Source organism: Streptomyces sp. F001, assembly GCF_004187715.1.
GTDB classification, from domain to species: domain Bacteria; phylum Actinomycetota; class Actinomycetes; order Streptomycetales; family Streptomycetaceae; genus Streptomyces; species Streptomyces flavusporus.
Window position 1 is genome coordinate 215,680 of the sequence record NZ_QZWF01000003.1, and the last position, 20,635, is coordinate 236,314.

A 20,635-nucleotide genomic window follows, 5' to 3' on the forward strand; every position below is an offset into this window, starting at 1 on the left:
TACTCGGACAGCGGTGCGAACAATGACAACCGTCCGGTATTTCCTCCAGTGCTGCACTTTTTGTTACTGCTCACCAGGGCGTGCCCGTGCTCACCGAGGCACCCTCGTCGGTGGCATCTTCCGGATGCGGTGGTCCAGCCGGTGGCGGATCGTGGAGGCGAGGTGGTGAGAGCGCGTGCCGGACTTCGCAGACCCGGGATCGCCCGCTCCGCTGCCCCCGCCACCTGGTACGTCCTGGACGAGGACCTGCGGGTGCGGTGGACCAGTGCGGCGTACGACGAGCAGGCGGGTGAGGTCGAGCGGGAGCTGCGGAAGGCGCTGGGCGACTCGTCACCGCTGCTGCTGGAGCATGCGTACCACCGGGCCGACGGGTCGCCCTCCGGCCGGACGTACGGCCTGTCCGCACACCGCCTCGACGGTCTCGACGATCTCGGCGCCGACTTCCGAGGCCTGATCGTCGCCGTGCAGGACGTCACCGAGCGCGACCGGACCCGGCGGCGGGAGGCGGCGCCGGCCGAGGTCCGGGCGGCCGTCGGGCGGAGCCTCGATGTCACGGTCACCTGCCGACAGCTCGCTCAGGCCCTGGTGCCGGGGTTCGCCGACATCGCCGTGGTGGACATCGTGGACGACGTCCTGCGCGGGGAGGAGCCGCGTCCCGCCCCGCTGAGGCATGACGTCCCGCTCCGCTGCGCGGCCGCGCGCGGGCCGGACACCACGCCACCCCGGCCGGAGGGGGACGTGCGCAGCACGCCCCACCGCACACCGCAGGCACGCTCCCTTTCCGACCTCCTGCCCCGGCTGGCCGACCTGGGCGACGCCGCCGAGTGGCTGTCCGCCGACCCCGCGCAGGCCCTGATGATCGAGACGACCGGCGCCCGCAGTCTGCTCACCGTTCCGCTGACGCTGCAGGGTGCGGTGCTCGGGCTGGTCAGCCTGTACCGCCTGCACGGATCCGAGCCGTACGACGAGCGGGACGTCACCGTCGCCACCGACCTCGCCGCGCACGCCGCGCTCAGCCTGGACAACGCCCGCCGCTACGAGCGCGATCACACCATCGCGTCGGCCGTGCAGCGCCGCCTGCTGCCCCATCGGGTGCCGAGCCCTCCGGCCCTGGAGACCGCCCATGTGCACGTGCCGGGCAGCAACAGCGGATGCTGGTTCGACGCCATCGCCCTGCCCGGTGCGCGCACCGCACTCGTCGTCGGGAGCGTGGCGGGCCACGGCATCGAAACCGCCGCCACCATGGGGCAGTTGCGCATGGCCATCAACGCCCTCGCCGTCCTCGACCTCGATCCGGACGAGCTGCTGGCCCGCCTCGACGACACCGTCACCCGGCTGGCCACGGAGCGCACCGAGTTCCCGGCCGCCGACGCCGCGCACCACAAGCCCCTCACGGCCGACTGCCTGTACGGCGTCTACGACCCGTTCACGCGCACCTGCACGCTCGCTCGCGCCGGAAACCTCTCCCCCCTGGTCATCCGCCCCGACGACCACACCTTCCTCCCCGACCTGCCGGACGGTCCCGCCCTGGGCGCGGGCGAGCCCGTCCCGTTCGCCGCCACCACGGTCCCGCTCGACGAGGGCAGCGTGCTCGCCTTCCGCACCGGAGCCTTCGGGCCGGAGGACGCCGACCCGTCCGACCCCGTACGCCGGGCCGTCGTGCATCCCGGCCGCCCGCTTCGGGATCTGTGCGACGCAGCGGTCTACGCCCTCCCCGCGGACCGCGACCCCGACGGTGCCGTCCTCCTGCTCGCCCGCACAGGCACCCTCCCGACCGACCACGCGGCCGCCGTCGAACTGCCCCACGACCCGACGAGCCCGGCGCAGGCCCGTACCTTCACCCGCGAACACCTTGCCGCCTGGCACGTCGACGAGACCACGTCATACGCGACCGAACTGATCGTCAGCGAACTGCTCACCAACGCCGTCCGCTACGGCACACCCCCCGTCCTCCTGCGCCTGATCAGCACCGACACCCTGACCTGCGAAATCCACGACACCGGCGCCGCGGCACCGCATCTGCGCCATGCCCGCACGGTGGACGAGGGCGGCCGGGGCCTGTTCATCGTCTCCCAGCTCGCCGCCCGCTGGGGCACCCGCTACACCCCGACCGGAAAAATCCTCTGGACTGAGCAGCCGCTCACGGCGAGAGACGTGGCGTGGTGACCTTGGTGGTCCGTCGGTCGCGGCGTCGGTGCAGCGGCGGGCCGGCTGCGCGAAGGCATTTTCGATGCCGGTCGGCCCGTGACCTGGAGGTCGGCGTCCAAGCCACCGATGGTGGCGGCCAGTCCGAGCCATGACCAGGAGCCCAGGACGAGCCCGCACATACGACGCCCCTGCACGGTCATGACGGCTGTGTAGGGGCATTGCGTCATGGGGGGTCAGCGGAGCGCCTCGATGGCCTTGAGGATCAGGGTGCGCGCCTCCGCCCCGTACACCGCCAGCTCCGTCAACCGCGCGAACGCCCGCAGGTAGATATCCAGTTCACCGGGGGCCGTGACAGTCACCTTCGCCGCGAGCAGCTCGACATGGATCCGCGCCTCGTCGAAGACCGTGAACTGCTCCAGCGGCCACATGACCTGTTCCCGGGCCACCGCGGCGGGGATGATTCCCAGCGACATGGACGGCAGCGCCATCGCGGCGAGGAGACTGCCCAGCTGGCCAGCCATCACGTCCGTGTCGCCAACGCGGTGGTGCAGGACGTTCTCCTCGAGGAGCGTCGCAAACCGGTGGTCACCTTCATGGACGACGCGGGAGCGACGCATGCGGGCCTCGACGGCTTCGCTCACGTCGTCGGGGGTGCTGCGGAAGCCCGCGATGGTGCCCATGAGGGCGGCCGCGTATCCAGGCGTCTGCAGGTAGCCAGGGATCACGTGGGAGGCGTACACGCGGAACAGACGGGTGCGCTCGTACAGGGGCGTGGACGCCTCCTGCAGCTGCTTCATGCCCGTGCGCTGGAGCCGCTTCCACTGGACGTACATGGAGTCGGCCTGCCGGTTGGCCGCGATCAGGTCCGCCGCCTGGCCCTCGGCGCCGCACGCGGTGCACCAGGAGCGGATGTCCTCGTCAGACGGAGGTGTGACGGCGTTCTCGATGCGGGACGACTTGGCGACGGACCAGCCGCAGCGGCGGGCGAGTTCCTTGCCGGTGATGCCCGCGTCCAGGCGCAGCTCCCGCAATCGTGCTGCGAGAGCTGCGCGCGCTTGCTGCACGCTGGACGTGGGGAAAGGAGGCATGGCTGGTTACTTGATCTCGTACATCTCGTGCGGAACGGCTCGCTCCCAGATCTTCTCGAACGCGGCCGCGTGACGCTCGACCAGGGTCGGGTCGTCGCACAGTTCTTTGTCGAGCCAGTCGCCATCACCGGAGAAGTGGTGAACGCGCATCAGAGCCCCGTCGAAGACCCAGAAGTCGCTGCCCGGCAGCAGCAGATCCCACGCCTGGCGCCGCGACAGCCACCGCACCTGCTCGCCCGCCTCGACGTTGGCGCGGGTCTGGTAGTGCTCCCAGCGGATGTAGTCGGTCACCGGCTCGGACACGACGCGGGCCCGACGCACAGTCACGCCGCGGGCGACGGCGTCCGCGATGTCCTGATGGAAGGGCCGCCACCATGAGGCGCGGTCGGCCCAGTTGACGCGCTGGCCCTGCTGCCAGCCCTCGAAGCGCGGGTTGCTGTAGTAGACGTCCCGCATCTCGAGGTGGACGGCCGATTTCTCGGCGCCGGCGAGGAGTTCACCGAACTCCGGGATCGAGCTCATCGCACGCCTTTCTGATGATCGGGACCATCCGGGCCGGGATCCTGATGACTGTCTCGCCGGGAGGGATCGGCGCCCGTGCGGGAGACAGTGCGTCGCATGTTGCGGTCGTCTCCTGGTCTGCCTGGTAGCTCTGGATCAGCAGGTCTGCTGTATCCCTGTCCACCCACACGGTTGGGCATCCGTCCTCGTCCGTCTCGGGATCGATCCCGACGAAGTGAATGTTCATGCTGGCTGGCCTCCCGCGCTAGTCGGTTGCAGCGATTTACATAATCGTCGTATCCACCGGTCACACGGTCAAGAACGCCTATCAGTCATGCCCTTCGGCCCTGAACTGCCGTGCAATTCTGTGCAACTTCATGGCGTGCAAGACAGAGGGCTTCCTAGCGTCGGCAGGTACGTGAAGACCCCGGCGAGGTGGAGGCCTCCCGGGGCGCGGCCAACGCTGCTGAGGAGCGCCGACGGTGACCGCTTCTACCACCCGCCCGACCGGCACGGCAGAGGCGACCGCTCTGCCCGTCGACATCGCGACAATGCGCGGCAGCGCGCGGCGCCTTCTCGCCGACGACGCCGAGCCGCCCATGCCCGATGAACTGGAGACACTCACTCTCCAACTGCGCGGGCACATCATGCTCGCCGTCCCGGAAGTCGAGACGGCCGCCGCGGGGCTGCCCGAGGACGACATCCCGCGGGCTTGCGCGCTGGCCTGCGTCGGCGAGGCCCGCATGCGCCTGAACCTGGAACCAGGCCGCACCCTGCCCGCCGGCATCGCCCACGCTCAGCGGCTCGCCCGGTCGGTGAACGCCCTGTGCGACCACTACGAGAACCTGAGGGGGAGCTGACGATGGGGTCCCGCATCCAGTGGCAGTGGCAGGAGGGCCGAGGTGCCTCACCCCACAGGCAGAAGGTCGTCGTCACCGACAAGCCCAAAGAGAGCTGGAGCCCCGCGCAGCTGGCCTTCCGACGCTGGTCGATCCACGTCCTCTCCTGCCGGGTCTGCAAGACAGACGAGACCGCATGTGAGCGCGGCGAACGACTCGGAGAGGAATGGCGACAGGCCCGCCGTTCCCCCGACCGCTGAGAGGCGGACGCAAACCGCGGTCTCAGCTGGTACCCCCGACCCGGCTGGGGTCGCAGCATCGTCAGGGCTCATCGCTCCCGCTGCAGATTTCGCAGCGCCGCGCGCGCTCCCCCCAGACTCCCGCCCCGGCCGGTGAATCCGACCAAGAACTCCCGGCCGGGGCGGGCCATCCCCATCCGCAACCAGCGAAGGAGATCAGCAGTGAGCGTACCTCCGAACCCTGGACCTGACCCGGGCCCCAAGCCCGGTCCGGTCCCTGCTATCCCGCGACTCCTCATCACCGACCGGCAGTTCACCAGCTGTCGGGGTACCGTCCTGGACGCCAACCCGAACATGTCCGAGGAGATGGCCGGCCGCATCGTCGAGGAGGGCCTGAAGTTCGTGGCGGCCTGCACGAAGAACCCCGGCGTCGGTCTGGCCCCGTCGCGGATCGTCGACGAGGGCTGGCACGCGCTGATCCTGCACACCGCCATGTACGCCGAGCTCTGCGAGTCTCTCGGCAGTTTCGTGCACCACTACCCCGGCTACGACCCCACGAACTACGACCCGCCGATCCTGGACCGAACCCGCGAGAAGATCACCGAACTGGGCTGGTTTCCGGACTCGGAGCTGTGGGGGCCGCCGTCCGACGAGACGCTCGTGTCCGTGGCGGCGAAGTGCCAGCACGCGCCGGAATGCACGATCCGGCCCATGCCGAAGCCCCAGCCACCCGTAGCCTGAGTGCCGGAGGTGGCACATGTCCGAGTGGATCGACCCGCGGTACGCGGAACTGGTCGCGGCGTGGAAGCGCGCGCAGCAGCCGGAATCCCGCGCCCCGCAGGAGCCGAGGCCTGTGAGGGGATTCCTCATCCCGCCCAAGGCCTGATCCGCAGTAACACTGGCGGGGCGCTCGCGTCCTGACCGGGCCCGCGGCCCCAGCCAGGTCCCCCGACCCGGCTGGGGCCTCTCCATTTCCCGTTGGACACAATGCTGCGTCGTGGACAGTGAGACAGCGGCCGCCATTATCGGGGCAAGGGCGGGCATCATCGGTGCTGTCGTGGGCGGTGGCAGTGCGGTCGTTGCCCCGCGTGTAACAGCCGCCAAGGGGGCCCGAGCCACTCAAGAGCAGTGGCACCGCCAGAGCAGACGCGACGCCTACGCAAAGCTCATCCTGATAGCCCAGGATGTCCAGGAGGACATCTTCCGGTTCCGGCGTGACGCGCTCGAAGGGCAACTCACCCCTTACCGCGCCTTGGAGACATACACGCGCCTGACCGAACGGATGACGGAAGTCCGGGCAGCCCGCATCGCGGTGGAGATCGAAGGGCCCGAGGACATCGATCGCTATACCGGATTGGTCCTGCGGAACCTGCTCCGCACCGTCGAGTCGCTGCATCCGGACGTGCTGCTCGAGACCGACGGGAGATGGTCACTGCCAGAAGCATTCGAGGACGGCTTCGCGCGGACCGGCTTTGCCGTCTCCGACCTGATCTGGTGCGCACGCGAGATCCTCAGTAGGCCCGGTATCACCAGCGCAAGTCAGCTGCATCCCCCATTTCATGACTACGCAACGTGACCAGGGATCAGTGGCGTCACAGTCACAGATTGGGGTTGCCGCTGCCTGCGCCGCCGCTGGGGCAGCCGGGCGCTCCGGACTCATGATCGTCTGCACTTCGGGCGAGCATCGGGCGAGCTAACGATCTTCCAGAGGCCTCATAACGCGAATCAGCCCCTCACCCACGGCTTCCGTCGCAGGTGAAGGGCTGATCGTTGGGTAGGCCGTGTGGGACTCGAACCCACAACCAATGGATTAAAAGTCCACTGCTCTGCCAATTGAGCTAACGGCCCAGGCGATGTTGCCTACCCGAGCATAGCCGGACGAGGCCGCGTCGCCGATCGGGTATCCGGGACACGGCCTCGTCGGGGCCGGAGAAGCGGGCCCGGGCGTTACGGATCCACCGAATCCGTCGCACCTGCACGCGCCGTCTCACGGGCGAGGGTGCGTTCATGGGCGGGGTTCAGGAACCAGTGCCGTGCCGACGCCAGCCACCACGTCGCGGCGAAGCCCAGGACGACGAGGACGGCGACGGGGGCGTAGTTGAAGGTCTCCCAGGTGACCGGGGAGACCTGCGGCAGCATGAACAGGACCGTGATCACGCCGACCCAGGCGACCGCCACGACTCCGACCACCGTCGACCACCGGCCCAGATGCCACGGCCCTCGCTCGAACGCCGGCCCCTTCCGCAGCCGCAGCAGTGTCGGGACGACGTATGCGATGTACAGGCCGATGACCGCGATCGACGTCACCGCCGCGTACGCCGTGACATTGATCAGGTACGGCAGGCCGAGGACGAGCGCGCCCAGAGCCGCCAGCCACACCGCCGCGACCGGTGTCCGCGTGCGCGGGCTCACCGTGTGCCACACGTGCGAGAACGGCAGCGCGCCGTCGCGCGAGAAGGCGTAGATCATGCGGCTGTTGGCCGTCACCGACGCCATCCCGCAGAACAGCTGCGCGCCGATCACCACCAGCAGGAGCAGCTTGCCTGCGGTCGCGCCGAGCGCGTCGAGCAGGATCTGCGCGGGCGGCGCACCGGTCGACGAGGTGCGGGCGCCGTCGTACGACTGGATGGCGAAGGTGAAGCCGAGCAGCAGCACGAAGCCGGCGATCCAGGAGGTCCAGATGGAGCGGACGATGCCCTTCGGGCCGGCCGTCGACGCGTCGTGGGTCTCTTCCGTCATGTGGGCGGAGGCGTCGTAGCCGGTGAAGGTGTACTGGGCCATCAGCAGACCCAGCAGCACCACGTACACCCCGCTGCCCCAGCCCGTGTGGTTGACGAACTCGCCGAAGACGAAGGACGCCGACTGGTGGTCGTCCGGTACGAAGGTCAGCGCTCCGACGATCAACGCGACGCCCAGCACGTGCCACCACACGCTGACGCTGTTGAGCAGAGCGACGATCCGCACGCCGAAGGTGTTCAGCAGGCCGTGCAGGATCAGGATGCCGGCGAAGAGGAGGATCGTCCGGCCGGGGGTTACCTCCCAGCCGAACTCCAGGTTCAGGTACGCGCCCAGGAAGGATGCCGCCCCGAAGTCGATGCCGGCCGTCACCGCCACCTGGCCGAGCACGTTGAACCAGCCCGTGAACCACGCCCACGCGGCGGCCGAGCGCGCCGGCGCCAGCCGGTGGGCCCAGAAGTACAGGCCCGCGGAGGTCGGATAGGCGGAGCAGATCTCGGCCATGGACAGGCCGACGAACAGCGTCATCAGGCCGACGGCGACCCAGCCCCAGGTGATCACCGCCGGGCCGCCCGTGTTCATGCCGAACAGGTACAGGGTCAGGCAGCCGGACAGGACCGAGATGATCGTGAAGGAGACGGCGTAGTTGGCGAAGCCCGACATCCGGCGGGCGAGGACCTGCTGGTAGCCGAGTTGGGCCAGTCGCTCCTCGTCCGAGGGCGGCGCACTGCGTATGGCGTCATCTGTCATGCCCCCAGCGATTCCCTCGCCAGGGGCGTGACATGCGTCACAGCTTGTTACAACAGGCGCATCAGAACAGGCCCTTGTAGCCCTGCCAGCCGGTCGCGATCTTCACCCGGGTCCCGAACGAGCCCTTGCCGGTGCCGGGGATGCGGTAGAGCACACCGGCGCTGTCGCGCGCGACGAGGTCGGCCGCGCCGTCCCCGGTGATGTCGCCGGCCCCGACGACCGCGTTGTAGGACACGCCCCAGCTCGCGGACAGCTTCACCCGCGAGGAGAAGGTGCCCTGGCCGGTGCCGTAGTAGCGGTACAGCGCGTTGGTCTTGTCCTGGGCGAGGAGGTCGCCGATGCCGTCGCCGTTCAGGTCCCCGGCGCCCACGACCTTCTTGTACGTCTTCCAGTTGTCGTACAGCTTCACACGGGACGACAGCTTGCCGGTGCTGGTGCCCTTGTAGAGGTAGACGGCGCCGGTGGAGGCGGTACGGGCGAGCAGGTCGGGCCGCCCGTCCTTGTTCACGTCACCGGGCGAGGTGAGCACGTCGTACTGGTTCCAGCCGGTGCCCGTCGAGATCGTGGTGTACGGCGTCGACGGCGTCGGCGCGGCGTTGCAGGCCGGCCTGTACAGCCGCACCGTCCCGCTGCTGAACCTGACGAGAACGTCGTTGCAGCGGTCCCCGCTCAGATCACCGACCGGCACCGCCTGCACGCTCGTCGCCCAGCCGCTGCCGGAGACCTTCCCGGAGAACGTGCCCTTGCCCGTGCCCTGCTGGAAGGTCAGGCCGCCGGAGGAGTTGAGGGTGAGCAGGTCGCCGATGCCGTCCGGGAACCCCGACGAGCCCACGTGGTCGCGTCGCACCGGGCTGCCGTCGCGCAGCCGCACCGTGCCGTGCACCTCCAGCGGCGCGCCGACGCCGTCGGCGGGCGTGACGGTGACCGTCCAGTCGTAGGTGCCGTTGGGCAGGAACGCGTCACCGGGCTGCGTGGGGTCGTCGCCGTGCCACCCGATGCTCAGCTCGCCGCGCGCGGCGCCGCCGACGCGAGTGTCGACGACCTTGCCCGCCGTGTCCCGCACCGTCAGCTCCCAGCTCGCCGACGGCTTCGACAGCAGCACGGTGGTCAGCGTGTCCGGCACGGCGTCCGTCTCGTGCCCCTCGACATGAGCGGCGTTCTTCGCCGGCCCCAGCAGCCGCAGCGGCTGCTGGGGCACACCGGACGGTACGAGGTGCACGCGCTGCTGGTCGTCGACATAGGCGGCGTTGGCGCCCGACTCGTCCACTGTCCAGCGCACGTCGCGCTGCGAGACCCCCGTGTCGGGCAGGTCTCCGATGATCCGGCTCGAGGGCGTGCCACCGGCAACGGTGGTGAGTGTCAGCTTCCCGGCCTGCTTGTCGTGCGTGACGACATACCCGTCGCCGAGCTTCGCCTCGCCCATCGGGACGGGCACGGACTTCTTCGCCGTACGGTCGTATACACCGGCACGGCCGTCGCAGGTCCAGTACAGGTAGCGGCCGAGCGCCTGGAGTTCAGCGGGCTTGCAGCCGGCGTCGGTGGTGACGGCGGTGGTGGCCTTGGTGGACAGGTTCAGCGCCGTGACCGCGCCCGGGGTCGTCGCCGCCGTCCACAGCACGTCGCCGGAGAGCGCGGCGGCGCCCGTCGTGCGCGTGACCGGATTCCCGTTGTCGCCGATCTTGTAGACGTACCGCTCGCCCGGCGTCGCATAGAGCACGTACCGCCCCGACACGTCGGTGATGAGACCGTCGATGGGCACGCTCTGCTCCCAGAGCCCGGCCTCCGTCGGGCCGTTGACCCGGAGCCGGTCGTTCTCCGAGCCGTACTCCATCCAGGCGATCCGGCCGTCGGCCGTACCGAAGACCCGCGAGCAGGCGATCTCCTTCTCCGGGCAGGTACCGATCACGACGTCGGACACCATCCGGGGCGTGAACTCGGAGCGCTCGCCGAACTCCGGCGTGCCGGTGGCGGCCACGGTTCGCACGTAGTCGTTGCGCTGCGTGCTCCCGCTGGTGTCCGTGACGACCAGGCGGCCCTGTTCCAAGGAGATGCCCTGGATCGGGGCCGGCGGCTTCGGCAGGGCCTTGAGCTGCGTGACGACTGGCTTGCCGGAGGCGTCCGCGTGGATGCGCTGGATGCCCCAGTCGTCGTCGGCGGTCCGGCCGATGGCCACGGCGGAGCCGTCCGTCGCGGCCGACACGTCGAGACGGGCTGAGGTGAGCAGGGTGACCTCCGCACCGCCCGTGATGGGCTTGGCGGTCACCCGGAGGCTGCCGCTGGGGACGTGGACCAGCCAGTCGCCGACCACTGCGAGGTCGTTGACGTAGTTCATGATGCTGCTGCCGTCGAGAGCCACCTCGACGGGGGCGGCCGACAGGTCGGCCCGGGGCAGCACCACCACCTTGGTGTCCTGCGTCCGGCTGTACACGGCGACGTACTCGGGCGACAGCTTCACGTAGGCGTGGGTGGTGCTCGGCAGCGGTTGGCTCCAGCTCTGCACGCGGCCGGTCGAGCGGTCAACGGACACCACGCGGGCGGTGCCGTCCAGCATCGCGTTGAAGAGCACGCCCGAGGCGTCCGCACCGCGCGGGTGCCCCAGCGTCATGCCCTCGGGCACCCCGCTGACCTCGGTGTCGACGACGGTCCCGTCCGCGCCGACGTCCAGCAGATGCAGCACCCGCGTGGTCGTGCCGTCCTCGTGCGTGACGGAAGCAGCGGCGACCGCCGTGGTGCCGTACACGCCGAGCAGTCCCTGCCCCGAGGGCATCTGGGCGGTACGGGTCGTTCCGTCGACCGGGTTCCACAGGTCGAAACGGCCGCCGCTGTAGCGGTACGCGAGGATGTCGCTGCCCGTGCCGCTCACGCCGATCGCGCCCGTGACCGGCGGCGCCTCGACGGTCTTGCCGTCGGAGTAACGCGTCCACAACAGGCGGGAGTTGTCCTCCACCCGGTGGTACACGCCCTCGCTGCCGACGCCGTCGGTGCCCGTCTGGGTGTCGGGGTAGTGCAGTGCCGCCCCCAGGTTGGTGCTGCGCAACGCGGCCGGCACCACCGTTTCCTGCGGAGTCTCCGCCACCGCCGGGGACGGCAGCAACGGACTCAGCCCGGCCGCGAGCACCGCGGATGCGCCGAGCAGCCGTACGAAGGCATGACGAGCCAAAGAACCCTCCCCTGAAGCGCGAGAGGTGACTGCGACACGCCTCGGATGCTCCCCGCCCCTGGCGTCACATCCCTCTCAGAAGTCGGCTGATCCTACCGGGATCGCACAGCTTTTCGGCACGAAAAAGCGCCGTGGCCCCACCCGGCGAGGGGGTGGGGCCACGGCGCCGACAGCTCACTGCCTACCGGCGTCAGCCGTTGCGCTTCCAGCGCGGCTTGTCCTCGCGGCGCCCGAAGGAACCGCCACTGCGGTGGTCGTCGCGGCGGCTGTAAGGACGCTCGTGACCGCCGGTGCGGAAGCCGGGGCGGTCGCCCTGACGGTCCCGGTTGAACGGGCGGTCGCTGCCGCGGTGGCCGCCGCGCTCGTCACGGCGACCGGCGGTGCGGTCGTCGCGACGGAAGCCGCCCCGGTCGTCGCGGCGCTCGAAGGAACGCCCACCACGGTCATCCCGGTCGTCACGACGGAAACCGCCCCGGTCGTCGCGGCGCTCGAAGGAACGCCCACCACGGTCATCCCGGTCGTCACGACGGAAGCCACCACGGTCGCCGTCGCGGCGCTCGAAGGAACGCCCACCGCGGTCGTTGTCCCGACGCTCGAAGGAACGCCCACCACGGTCACCCCGGTCGTCACGACGGAAGCCACCACGGTCGCCGTCCCGACGCTCGAAGCCACGGTCCCGGTCCCGGTTGAACCCGCCCCGGTCGTTGTCCCGCCGCTCGAAGGAACGCCCACCACGGTCACCCCGGTCATCACGACGGAAGCCACCACGGTCACCCCGCTCCTCACGCCGCTCACGACGCTCGTACGACGGCGAAGCCTCGGCCCGGTCCACGTCCCGCGCCACCGGCTGCTCGGGCACGGACACCTCGACGGCCTCCGCCACCGCGGCCTGCGCCTCGGCCACCGCCGCCTCAGGGTCCTCGCCCCGCTCACGTGCGACCCGGGCGACCAGCCGGTCGGCCTCCTCGCGCAGCTCGGCGGCACGGCGCTGCGCCCGCTCCAGCTGCTTGGTGAGCTGGGCGACCTCACGCTCGGCCTGCTGCGCCGCGTTGCCCGCGGACTCGGCCTGCACCTCGGTCATCGAACGGGCGCCGGTGATCTCGGCGACCTCCGGGTCGAAGGCACCCGCGCCCTGGATGATGTGCCGCGAGGCGTCGACGCCCGCGTCCTCCATCAGCCGGAAGATCTGGCGCCGCTGATGCGGCAGCGCCAGGGAGACGACGGTGCCGGTGCGCCCGGCGCGCGCCGTACGGCCGGCCCGGTGCAGGTAGTCCTTGTGGTCGCCGGCGGGGTCGACGTTCAGGACGAGGTCGATGCCGTCGACGTGAATGCCGCGCGCCGCCACATCCGTTGCGACCAGGACGTTGACGTAGCCGTCCTTGAAGTCCGCCAGCGTCCGCGTGCGCGCACCCTGCGTCATACCGCCGTGCAGCGCATCGGCCTTGGCACCGGCGTCACGCAGCTGCTCGGCGACCCGGTCGGCGCCCAGCTGGGTGCGGACGAAGATGATGGTGCGGCCCTTGCGGGAGGCGATGGCCGCCGTGACCGGCGCCTTGTCCTTGGGCTTCACGACCAGGATGTGGTGCGACATGGTCGTCACCGCGCCCTGCGCCGCGTCGACCTCGTGCGAGACGGGGTCGTTGAGGTACCGGTCGACGAGGGTCTTGATCTCGTTCTCCATCGTCGCGGAGAACAGCATCCGCTGACCGCCCGCCGGAACCTGGTCGAGCAGTTCCGTCACCTCGGGCAGGAAGCCCAGGTCGGACATCTGGTCGGCCTCGTCGAGCACCGCGATCTGCACGTCCTCGAGGGAGCAGGCACCGCGGTTGATGATGTCGCGGAGGCGACCAGGGGTGGCGACGAGGATGTCGACGCCGCGCTCCAGGGCGTAGATCTGGTTGCCCATCGACGTACCGCCGCAGACGACCTTCATCTTCAGCCCGAGGACATCCCCGTACGGCTGCAGCGCGTCGGCGACCTGCATGGCGAGCTCACGGGTCGGCGTGAGGATGACGGCACGCGGCTTGCGCTTCTCGGTGCGACCGCCGGCCAGCGTGGCCAGGGTCGGCAGGCCGAAGGAGAGGGTCTTGCCGGAGCCGGTGCGGCCACGGCCGAGGATGTCCTTCCCGGCCAGGGCGTCCGGGATGGTCGCCGCTTGGATCGGGAAGGGGGTGGTCACGCCGTTCTGCGCGAGCTTGCGCACGACACCCTCGGGGAGGCCGAGGTCCGCGAAGGTCAGCTCGGGGGTTTCCTCGACGGCCTCGTTCTCGGGCACGACGACGTGATCAGTACTGGAAATGGACATGCGTATGCGAAACCTTCCGGAGTCTCGTCGGCACGCGCCCGTCAACTCCGTGATTCGCAATACGACCGCCTCAATGCGGTCCGCCACGGCAAGGGAGAGTACGCGCCACACGGCGCGCTCTGCGGTGGCGCCGGGCAAATGGGATCAAACGATCTACCACCATACGCACCCACCGCCCCTCATGGCAAACCGAGCTGGTACACCCGGCCCAACGGCCCACCGACGCGGCACTAGACCGGCGCCCCGGCCTCCGGCGCCGGCTCGCGGTGCACCAGCTGCGGCCTCGGCTCCTCGTGCGCCGACGACGACGGCTCGGCAACCGTCGGCTCGGGAGACGCCGGCGGTTCCGGCGACGGCGGGGGCGGCTCCGGCGCAGGACTGGTCCGCGTCGGGCTCGGGGGCGCAGGCGTCGGCGCGGGACCCCCGGGCCCCACGGTCCGCCCCGGCCCGTCCGGCACCGAAGCCGACGCACTTGTCCCGGGCTCGGCCGCCGACCCCGACGGTGCGGCCGACTCCCCGGGCTTCGCCGTGCCGTGCCCCTTCCCGCCCTTGCCGCGCCCGTCTTCGGCCCCGCCCGCGGCCTCTCCGTGCCCGGCGCCACCGTCCGGCCCCACCGGCCCCCCGCCGGGCGCCGCACCGCCCTCCTGCCCCGCCGAATGCGACGGCCTGGCCCGCCCTCCGTCGTCGTCACCCACGCTCATACAGCCGGCGGCAGCGGCGAAGGCCACGACGGTGGCGGCCAGGCGGACGGGTACGAGCAAGGGGCGCACGGGCAGCCACCTCCGGGGAGGGTGAAGGAGTCAACATGCCCAACTCCCGCCGCCCACAAGAGGACACGCGCACGGTCATCCGTATCCCAGGGCGTGCAACCGCGCGTCGTCGATCCCGAAGTGATGGGCGATCTCGTGCACCACTGTGATCTCCGTCTCCGCGACGACGTCCTCCCGCGACACGCAGAACCTCAGCGTCGGCCCCCGGTAGATCGTGATCCGGTCCGGCAGCACCCCGGCGTACCACTCGCCCCGCTCCGTCAGCGGAGTCCCCTCGTACAGCCCCAGCAACTCGGGATCGTCCACCGGGGGCTCGTCCTCGACGAACACCGCGACGTTGTCCATCAGCCGCGTCAGCTCCGGCGGAATCCGGTCCAGCGCCTCGGCGACCAGTTCCTCGAACTCCTCGCGCGTCATCTCCAGCACAGGCCCATTGTCCGGTACGACACCCCCGTACGAGAGCCGCAGGAGCGCCCCGTTACGACCCGCACAGCCCCGCATACCCACCCCCGCACACGGGCATAGGGACCAATGGCCCGCGTCCCAGCCGCAGTCCTGAAGACGATCACCCGCATACGGAGGCCGCGCGGCCTCCGTCCCCACCCCGCGGTCGAACTCGTCTCCCAGCCCCACAACCCCTGGATCCGCGCCCTCGGCCTGATCACAGTCGTCCTGCTGGGCGCCTGGCTCGGTCTGCTGGTCGTCGGCAACGTGCGCGTCCCGGTCGGCCCGATGGACACGACGATGACCCTGCGCCCGTCCCTCGCCGGCGGCACGAAGATCAACGTCTCCCCGCTGGGCGCCCTCCACCTGGACAGCCACATCGCCCCGGTCCGCCTGGACGTGAACGTCGACCAGCTCGACCCGGACCGCTCCCAGGCCCTCGTCGACCACCCCGAACGCCTCTCCGGCCTCCAGGACGAGGTCGCCCAGGACGTCGGCCACGGCGCCCTCGACCTGGCGGTGCGCTCCTGCGTGGCCGTGGTCGCGGGCGCCACCGCCCTGGGCCTCGCGGTCTACCGCCGCCCGCGCCGGGCCCTGGCGGCCGGCGGCCTCGCCCTCACCCTGCTCGCCGCCTCCGGGGCGACCGCGTACGCCACCTGGAACCCCAAGTCCGTCCTGGAACCGAGGTTCTCCGGCCTGCTCTCCTCCGCCCCCTCCCTGGTCGGCGACGCCCGCAGCATCGTCACCGAATTCGACGTCTACCAGCAGGAGTTGGCCCGCCTGGTGACGAACGTGACGAAGCTCTACGACGCCACCTCCACGCTCCCCGCCTACCAGCCGGACCCCACCACCATCCGTGTCCTGCACGTCTCCGACATCCATCTGAACCCGGCCAGCTGGAAGATCATCGCCTCGCTGGTGGAGCAGTACGAGGTGAACGTGATCGTGGACTCCGGCGACACGATGGATCACGGCACAGCGGCGGAGAACGGCTTCCTGGACCCCATCGAGGATCTGGGCGCCCCGTACGTCTGGGTCCGCGGCAACCACGACTCCCTGATCACCCAGCGCCACCTCGAGAGCCTCAAGAACGTGCACGTCCTGGACGACGGCCGGGCGACGACCATCGCGGGCCTGCGCTTCGCGGGCATCGGCGACCCCCAGTTCACGCCCGACCGCACCAACAAACCCGGAGCCGACGCCTCCCAGGAACTGGCCGGCGCCCGCCTGGCCTCGGCGCTGCGCGACCAGCGGGCCGCCGGCACCCCCGTGGACGTGGCCATCGCCCACGAGCCGCCGGCCGCCCGCCAGACCGACGGCGAGGTCCCCCTGGTCCTGGCCGGCCATGTGCACCACCAGGAAATGGAGGTCATGCGGTACGGCACCCGGCTGCGCATCGAAGGCTCGACGGGCGGCAGCGGCCTGCGCGCGGTGGAGGGCGAGCACCCGGACCCGATCGAGGCGTCGATCCTCTACTTCGACCGGGACACCCGCCGCCTCCAGGCCTGGGACGCGATCAGGCTGGGCGGCCTGGGCCTGACGACGGCAGAGGTCAGCCGCCACCTGGTCGAGGAGAACCAGCCGGGAGCCACCCCGTCTCCGACCCCGTCCCCCACTCCCCCCCCACCCCGTCTCCATAAACCGTTTTGGCGATCCCTCCCGCCATCCCATATGCTTCTCACGTCCCCGACGCGCTGAGAAGCGCCCAGGCGGGCCGATAGCCCTCATCGTCTAGCGGCCTAGGACGCCGCCCTTTCAAGGCGGTAGCACGGGTTCGAATCCCGTTGGGGGCACGCAGTACGGTGTGCGACACTGTCGTACGTCATAGCTTGGTCCTGTGGAGCAGTTTGGAGTGCTCGCCACCCTGTCAAGGTGGAGGCCGCGGGTTCAAATCCCGTCAGGACCGCTGAGGTTTCACGTGAAACCTCGTGGCTGGGTAGCTCAGTTGGTACGAGCGTCCGCCTGAAAAGCGGAAGGTCGCCGGTTCGACCCCGGCCCCAGCCACCGTCGCCCCCATCAGGGCAAACAGCCCCGCCGAAGATCATTCGGCGGGGCTGTTTTCGTGTCGGTTACGCCAACCGGTACGCCAACGTCCTCAGGACAGGGTGTCCCCGAGCTTCCGGAGCGCCTTGCGCTGCTCGTCCAGCGAGGCATGGGCGTAGACCTTCATGGTCACCCCGATGTCGCTGTGGCCGACGATCTGCCGGACGACGTGGGACGGCACCCCAGGTCCAGCAGGAGCGACACGGCAGAGTGCCGCAGGTCGTGAAACCTGATCTCCAGGCCCAGCCGTGAGCGGAGCGGGTGCCAACTCCGCCGCAGGTTGTCCGGCTCCAACGAGGTGCCGATCCGGGACGTGAAGATCAGCCCATTCTCCTTCCACTCCATGCCGGCCGTGGCCCGCTCTTGTGCTTGACCTTCGCGGTGCTCAGCGGGTGTCGACCTCGGTGGCCCTGGTCGCACCTGGTGGACGGAATCGGAAGTCTTCCAGTGACGCTCATGGACGACACGCTCATGAGCGTGCTCGAAGACCGCATGGGTGCTCTGCTTGCCGCGCGCCGTACTAGCCCACTCACCCCCGAAGCCGAAGCGGAGATGTCTGCCATCTCCCAGACCCTGACAAGACCGATGCCCTCACGCTCACCGTGCTGCGCCCTGATGACCGGCCTCCCCGGCCTTCGGCGGTACCGCACTCGCTTCGTACCACCAGAGTCGGACGAACCGCACCTCCCCTATGACGGCGATCCTGCGGCCGTGATCGCAGCGCTGGGCGCCGCCCGAGCCTGACTCTCGCCTCTCAGACAGCAGCCCGTCTGGACCAAGCTGGACGGGCTGCAGTGCTATCGGAAAGTAGTCACTGGGGGCTAGAACCTGCCCAGTCGCTGGGGTCAAGGTCCTTCTCGGCCCAGACGACCTTCCCGCCCGGTGTCGGGCGGGTGCCCCATCGGCGGGACAGCTGGGAGACCAGGAAGAGGCCGCGGCCTTTCTCATCCATGGCGCGTGCGCTACGCGTACGCGGGAAGCAGACGTCGGTGTCCGACACTTCGACGGTCAGGACCTGGTGCCGGGTCAGACGCAGATCGATCGGGCCGGTGCTGTGGCGGACGGCGTTGGTGACCAGTTCGCTGACGATCAGCTTCGTGGAGTCCTCGAGACCTTGCAGGCCCCATTCGGCGAGCTGACCGGCTGCCAGGTTCCGGGCGCGGCGGGCAGTGGTGTCGTCGCTGGGCAGGGTCCAGGAGGCGACCTGGGTCGGGCTGAGCGAGCGGGTGCGGACCAGCAGCAGGCTGGCGTCGTCGCACGCCGCCTGGCCTTGGACGGGTGCCATCGCGCGGGTGCAGAGCTCCTCCAGGGAGCTACCCGGTTGCGCGAGGGCGGTGCCCAGGCGGTGCATTCCCTCCTCGATGTCGTGGTCGCGGGTCTCGACCAGGCCGTCGGTGTACAGGGCGAGGAGGCTTCCCTCGGGCAGTTCCAGCTCCACGGCCTCGAAGGGGACCCCGAGCCCGATGCCGAGGGGGGCTCCGGTGGGAAGGTCGGGGAAGGTGACCCGGCCCTTCGGGTCGATGATCGCGGGCGGGAGGTGTCCGGCCGTTGCCATGGTGCACTTCCGGGTGACCGGGTCGTAGACGGCATACAGACAGGTGGCGCCCACCGCCGCGTCGCTCTGGTCCGGATCGTCGCTGTCTCCTTCAGCCACTCGCTGGACCGTGTCATCGAGGTACGCCAGCAGTTCGTCGGGGGGCAGCTCCAGGCCGGAAAGCGTGTGGACCGCGGCGTGGAGCTTGCCCATCTTCGCGGCGGCGTTGATGCCGTGTCCGACCACATCGCCGACCACAAGGGCCACCCGGGCGCCGGACAGCGGGATCACGTCGAACCAGTCGCCCCCGACGCCGCGGTCGATGTCGGCGGGCAGGTAACGCGAGACCGCCTCCACCGCCAAGCCTCCCCTGAGACGGCGCGGGAGCAGACTGCGTTGGAGCGCGAGCGCCGCGGTCTGCTCGCGGCAGTACTGGCGCGCGTTGTCCAACGACACCGCGGCGCGGCCGACGAGCTCCTCGGCCAGGAGCACATCGTCCTCCTGGAACGGCGTCGGGTTCTCGGTGCGGACGAACATCGCCACGCCCAGCAGGACGCGCCGTACGCGGATGGGGACGACCATCGCGGAGTGCATGCCGTTCTCACGGATCTTCTGCGCCCGTTCCGCATCCTTGGCGGTCCACGTGACCGCTGCGGTGTCCAGGACCGACTCCAGGTAGGGCCTGTCGGTGCGCAGAACGTCGATGTAGGGCATGTCAGGTGGCATGGGGACCGCCTCACCACGCTCCCACAAAGCCTCCGGCGCCCCTGGACGGATCGAAGCCAGACCGGCGCGTCGGAGAACGGGGAGGCGCTCGCCCACCGCGCCGACGCGGACCGGGGCCCCCTCGCCGCACAGGACCGACTGCTCCAGGTCCACCGTGACGAAGTCGGCGAACAGGGGCACGGCGAGATCGGCCAGTTCCTGGCCGGTCTGCATCACATCCAAGGTCCTGCCCAGGCGCGTGCCGGCCTCGCTGAGGACGGCGAGGCGCTCGCGCACCCGTCGGCTCTCGGTGACGTCGACGCTGATGGTGCACACCCCCAGCGCCTGACCGTCGGCGCCTTGGAGACGGGAGAACGAAGCCGCGAACGGGTGCTCCTGGCCCAGACCCGTCGGCAGCCACGTCCGGTACTCGTGGACCTTGGTGCTGCCGCCCCGGAGCACCTGCCGCATCACCGCCTCGACCGTTTCGGCCTCGACACCGGACCACGCATCGGTGACTCGACTTCCGAGCCGCTGGTCGGCGGAAATGCCGTCGTGGCCCTCCATCACGTCGTTCACCCAGGTGCAGCGCAACTCCAGGTCACGAACGACGACGCCGATCGGCGCGCAGTCGAGCAGCGACCCCCACACCGATCCGCTCTCCTCATCCCCCGACGGCACGCCGATGTCGGTCATGGACGCGAGCCACCGCACTGCTCCGTCCTGCCCCTGCACCCTGGAGATCCGCAGGTTGGTGTCGAGCACGCGGCCGTCACGGTGGCGCACCGCCGAAGCGCCCGACCAGCCGTTCCGGGCACGGCACTGCTCGACGAACACCGACATTGTCGGCGCTTCACCGAAGGATGGCACCACGAGTGCGGCGGACCGGCCCACCATGTCCCCGGCGCAGTACCCGACAAGCTGTTCGCCGGCCTGCGTCCACGCGACCACCGCCCCCTGCTCGTCGAGCAGTGCGAACGCCGTATCCGACACTTCGGTCGTGTTTATCGGCTTACCGAACGTGGCCCTGTGAGTGCTGGTCATGGTCATCAAGCTGCTGTCCTCGAGTGGCTGGGAGATAGGTGGGCGGGGCGAACCTAGGAGTCGATTTGACCTTTTCGCGCGCTTGACCGAGTAGAAGTCCGTTTCGTGACAGCGCCGCATCCTCAAAACTCGCGAATGGTGGGGGCGAGGAGTGTGGGGGGCGGCTCGCGCAGGGACATGTGCTGGGACGATTGCAAGCGAGGACCGCCGTCCCGGCCTGGTGCGTGACCTCGCCGTCAACTCACTGCGTTCGAGCCGGGCGGATGACTGGTCGATCCCCCAACGTCTGCAGCGACTGCAGACCCTGAGCCAGCTGTACGCCAACAGCA

Annotated in this window: 17 protein-coding genes and 4 tRNA genes; 10 read left to right on the forward strand and 11 right to left on the reverse strand. The window is 70.1% G+C overall.

Translation table 11 applies throughout. The annotated features are described in order from the left end of the window. Positions 1–162: 162 nt before the first annotated feature. On the forward strand, positions 163–2,166 hold the full coding sequence (locus StrepF001_RS14155) for a SpoIIE family protein phosphatase (protein WP_240797501.1): 2,004 nt from the start codon (positions 163–165) through the stop codon (positions 2,164–2,166). 215 nt (positions 2,167–2,381) lie between these two features. On the opposite strand, the gene StrepF001_RS14165 is transcribed toward StrepF001_RS14155, so the two are convergent. From StrepF001_RS14165 to StrepF001_RS14175, 3 genes are read right to left on the reverse strand one after another with little or no spacing between them, the layout of a single operon-like run. Beyond that, positions 2,382–3,236: a helix-turn-helix transcriptional regulator gene (locus StrepF001_RS14165; protein ID WP_129798609.1), complete on the reverse strand. Its 855-nt coding sequence runs from the start codon at positions 3,234–3,236 to the stop codon at positions 2,382–2,384. Between the two features lie 6 nt (positions 3,237–3,242). Further along, positions 3,243–3,758 carry a DUF6879 family protein gene (locus StrepF001_RS14170; protein WP_129798610.1) on the reverse strand — a complete coding sequence of 172 codons (516 nt, stop codon included), beginning with the start codon at positions 3,756–3,758 and terminating at the stop codon, positions 3,243–3,245. Then, positions 3,733–3,984: a hypothetical protein gene (locus StrepF001_RS14175; RefSeq protein ID WP_129798611.1), complete on the reverse strand. Its 252-nt coding sequence runs from the start codon at positions 3,982–3,984 to the stop codon at positions 3,733–3,735. The genes StrepF001_RS14170 and StrepF001_RS14175 overlap by 26 nt, the downstream gene beginning before the upstream one ends. Positions 3,985–4,219: 235 nt before the next feature. Between StrepF001_RS14175 and StrepF001_RS14180 the strand changes: the two genes are divergently transcribed. The 5 genes from StrepF001_RS14180 to StrepF001_RS14195 all read left to right on the forward strand — a co-directional run bounded on the left by StrepF001_RS14180 (position 4,220) and on the right by StrepF001_RS14195 (position 6,391). Next, positions 4,220–4,597, forward strand: a complete 378-nt coding sequence (locus StrepF001_RS14180) for a DUF6415 family natural product biosynthesis protein (RefSeq protein ID WP_129798612.1) — start codon at positions 4,220–4,222, stop codon at positions 4,595–4,597. Positions 4,598–4,599: 2 nt separating this feature from the next. Then, positions 4,600–4,836, forward strand: a complete 237-nt coding sequence (locus StrepF001_RS14185) for a hypothetical protein (protein WP_129798613.1) — start codon at positions 4,600–4,602, stop codon at positions 4,834–4,836. Between the two features lie 201 nt (positions 4,837–5,037). Then, positions 5,038–5,556 carry a hypothetical protein gene (locus tag StrepF001_RS14190; protein WP_240797502.1) on the forward strand — a complete coding sequence of 173 codons (519 nt, stop codon included), beginning with the start codon at positions 5,038–5,040 and terminating at the stop codon, positions 5,554–5,556. A gap of 16 nt (positions 5,557–5,572) precedes the next feature. Further along, positions 5,573–5,701, forward strand: coding sequence for a hypothetical protein (locus StrepF001_RS49520; protein ID WP_276322822.1), 129 nt, complete (start codon positions 5,573–5,575; stop codon positions 5,699–5,701). Positions 5,702–5,812: 111 nt separating this feature from the next. After that, positions 5,813–6,391 carry a hypothetical protein gene (locus tag StrepF001_RS14195; protein ID WP_129798614.1) on the forward strand — a complete coding sequence of 193 codons (579 nt, stop codon included), beginning with the start codon at positions 5,813–5,815 and terminating at the stop codon, positions 6,389–6,391. Positions 6,392–6,590: 199 nt separating this feature from the next. Here the strand turns inward: StrepF001_RS14195 and StrepF001_RS14200 are convergent. The 6 genes from StrepF001_RS14200 to StrepF001_RS14225 all read right to left on the reverse strand — a co-directional run bounded on the left by StrepF001_RS14200 (position 6,591) and on the right by StrepF001_RS14225 (position 14,962). Then, positions 6,591–6,663 (reverse strand) — tRNA-Lys (locus StrepF001_RS14200). A 99-nt stretch (positions 6,664–6,762) separates the two neighbouring features. Further along, positions 6,763–8,301, reverse strand: a complete 1,539-nt coding sequence (locus StrepF001_RS14205) for an amino acid permease (protein ID WP_129798615.1) — start codon at positions 8,299–8,301, stop codon at positions 6,763–6,765. 61 nt (positions 8,302–8,362) lie between these two features. Beyond that, entirely contained in the window at positions 8,363–11,461 is a 3,099-nt protein-coding gene (locus StrepF001_RS14210) for a VCBS repeat-containing protein (protein ID WP_129798616.1), read from the reverse strand. A gap of 190 nt (positions 11,462–11,651) precedes the next feature. After that, positions 11,652–13,766 carry a DEAD/DEAH box helicase gene (locus StrepF001_RS14215; protein ID WP_129798617.1) on the reverse strand — a complete coding sequence of 705 codons (2,115 nt, stop codon included), beginning with the start codon at positions 13,764–13,766 and terminating at the stop codon, positions 11,652–11,654. Positions 13,767–13,996: 230 nt separating this feature from the next. After that, entirely contained in the window at positions 13,997–14,536 is a 540-nt protein-coding gene (locus tag StrepF001_RS46430) for a hypothetical protein (RefSeq protein WP_129798618.1), read from the reverse strand. Between the two features lie 75 nt (positions 14,537–14,611). Beyond that, entirely contained in the window at positions 14,612–14,962 is a 351-nt protein-coding gene (locus tag StrepF001_RS14225; protein WP_129798619.1) for a metallopeptidase family protein, read from the reverse strand. Between the two features lie 105 nt (positions 14,963–15,067). Between StrepF001_RS14225 and StrepF001_RS14230 the strand changes: the two genes are divergently transcribed. The 4 genes from StrepF001_RS14230 (at position 15,068) to StrepF001_RS14245 (ending at position 16,984) form a co-directional block, all read left to right on the forward strand. Beyond that, a complete protein-coding gene (locus tag StrepF001_RS14230; RefSeq protein ID WP_129798620.1) occupies positions 15,068–16,678 on the forward strand; it encodes a metallophosphoesterase in 1,611 nt (536 codons plus the stop codon). A gap of 22 nt (positions 16,679–16,700) precedes the next feature. Continuing rightward, a tRNA-Glu gene (locus StrepF001_RS14235) sits at positions 16,701–16,773 on the forward strand. Positions 16,774–16,811: 38 nt separating this feature from the next. Then, a tRNA-Asp gene (locus tag StrepF001_RS14240) sits at positions 16,812–16,886 on the forward strand. A 24-nt stretch (positions 16,887–16,910) separates the two neighbouring features. Beyond that, positions 16,911–16,984: transfer RNA gene (locus tag StrepF001_RS14245), tRNA-Phe, on the forward strand. A 91-nt stretch (positions 16,985–17,075) separates the two neighbouring features. Here the strand turns inward: StrepF001_RS14245 and StrepF001_RS49525 are convergent. Continuing rightward, positions 17,076–17,204, reverse strand: a complete 129-nt coding sequence (locus StrepF001_RS49525; RefSeq protein WP_276322823.1) for a hypothetical protein — start codon at positions 17,202–17,204, stop codon at positions 17,076–17,078. A gap of 630 nt (positions 17,205–17,834) precedes the next feature. After that, positions 17,835–20,306, reverse strand: a complete 2,472-nt coding sequence (locus StrepF001_RS14260) for a SpoIIE family protein phosphatase (protein ID WP_129798622.1) — start codon at positions 20,304–20,306, stop codon at positions 17,835–17,837. Positions 20,307–20,635 lie beyond the last annotated feature (329 nt).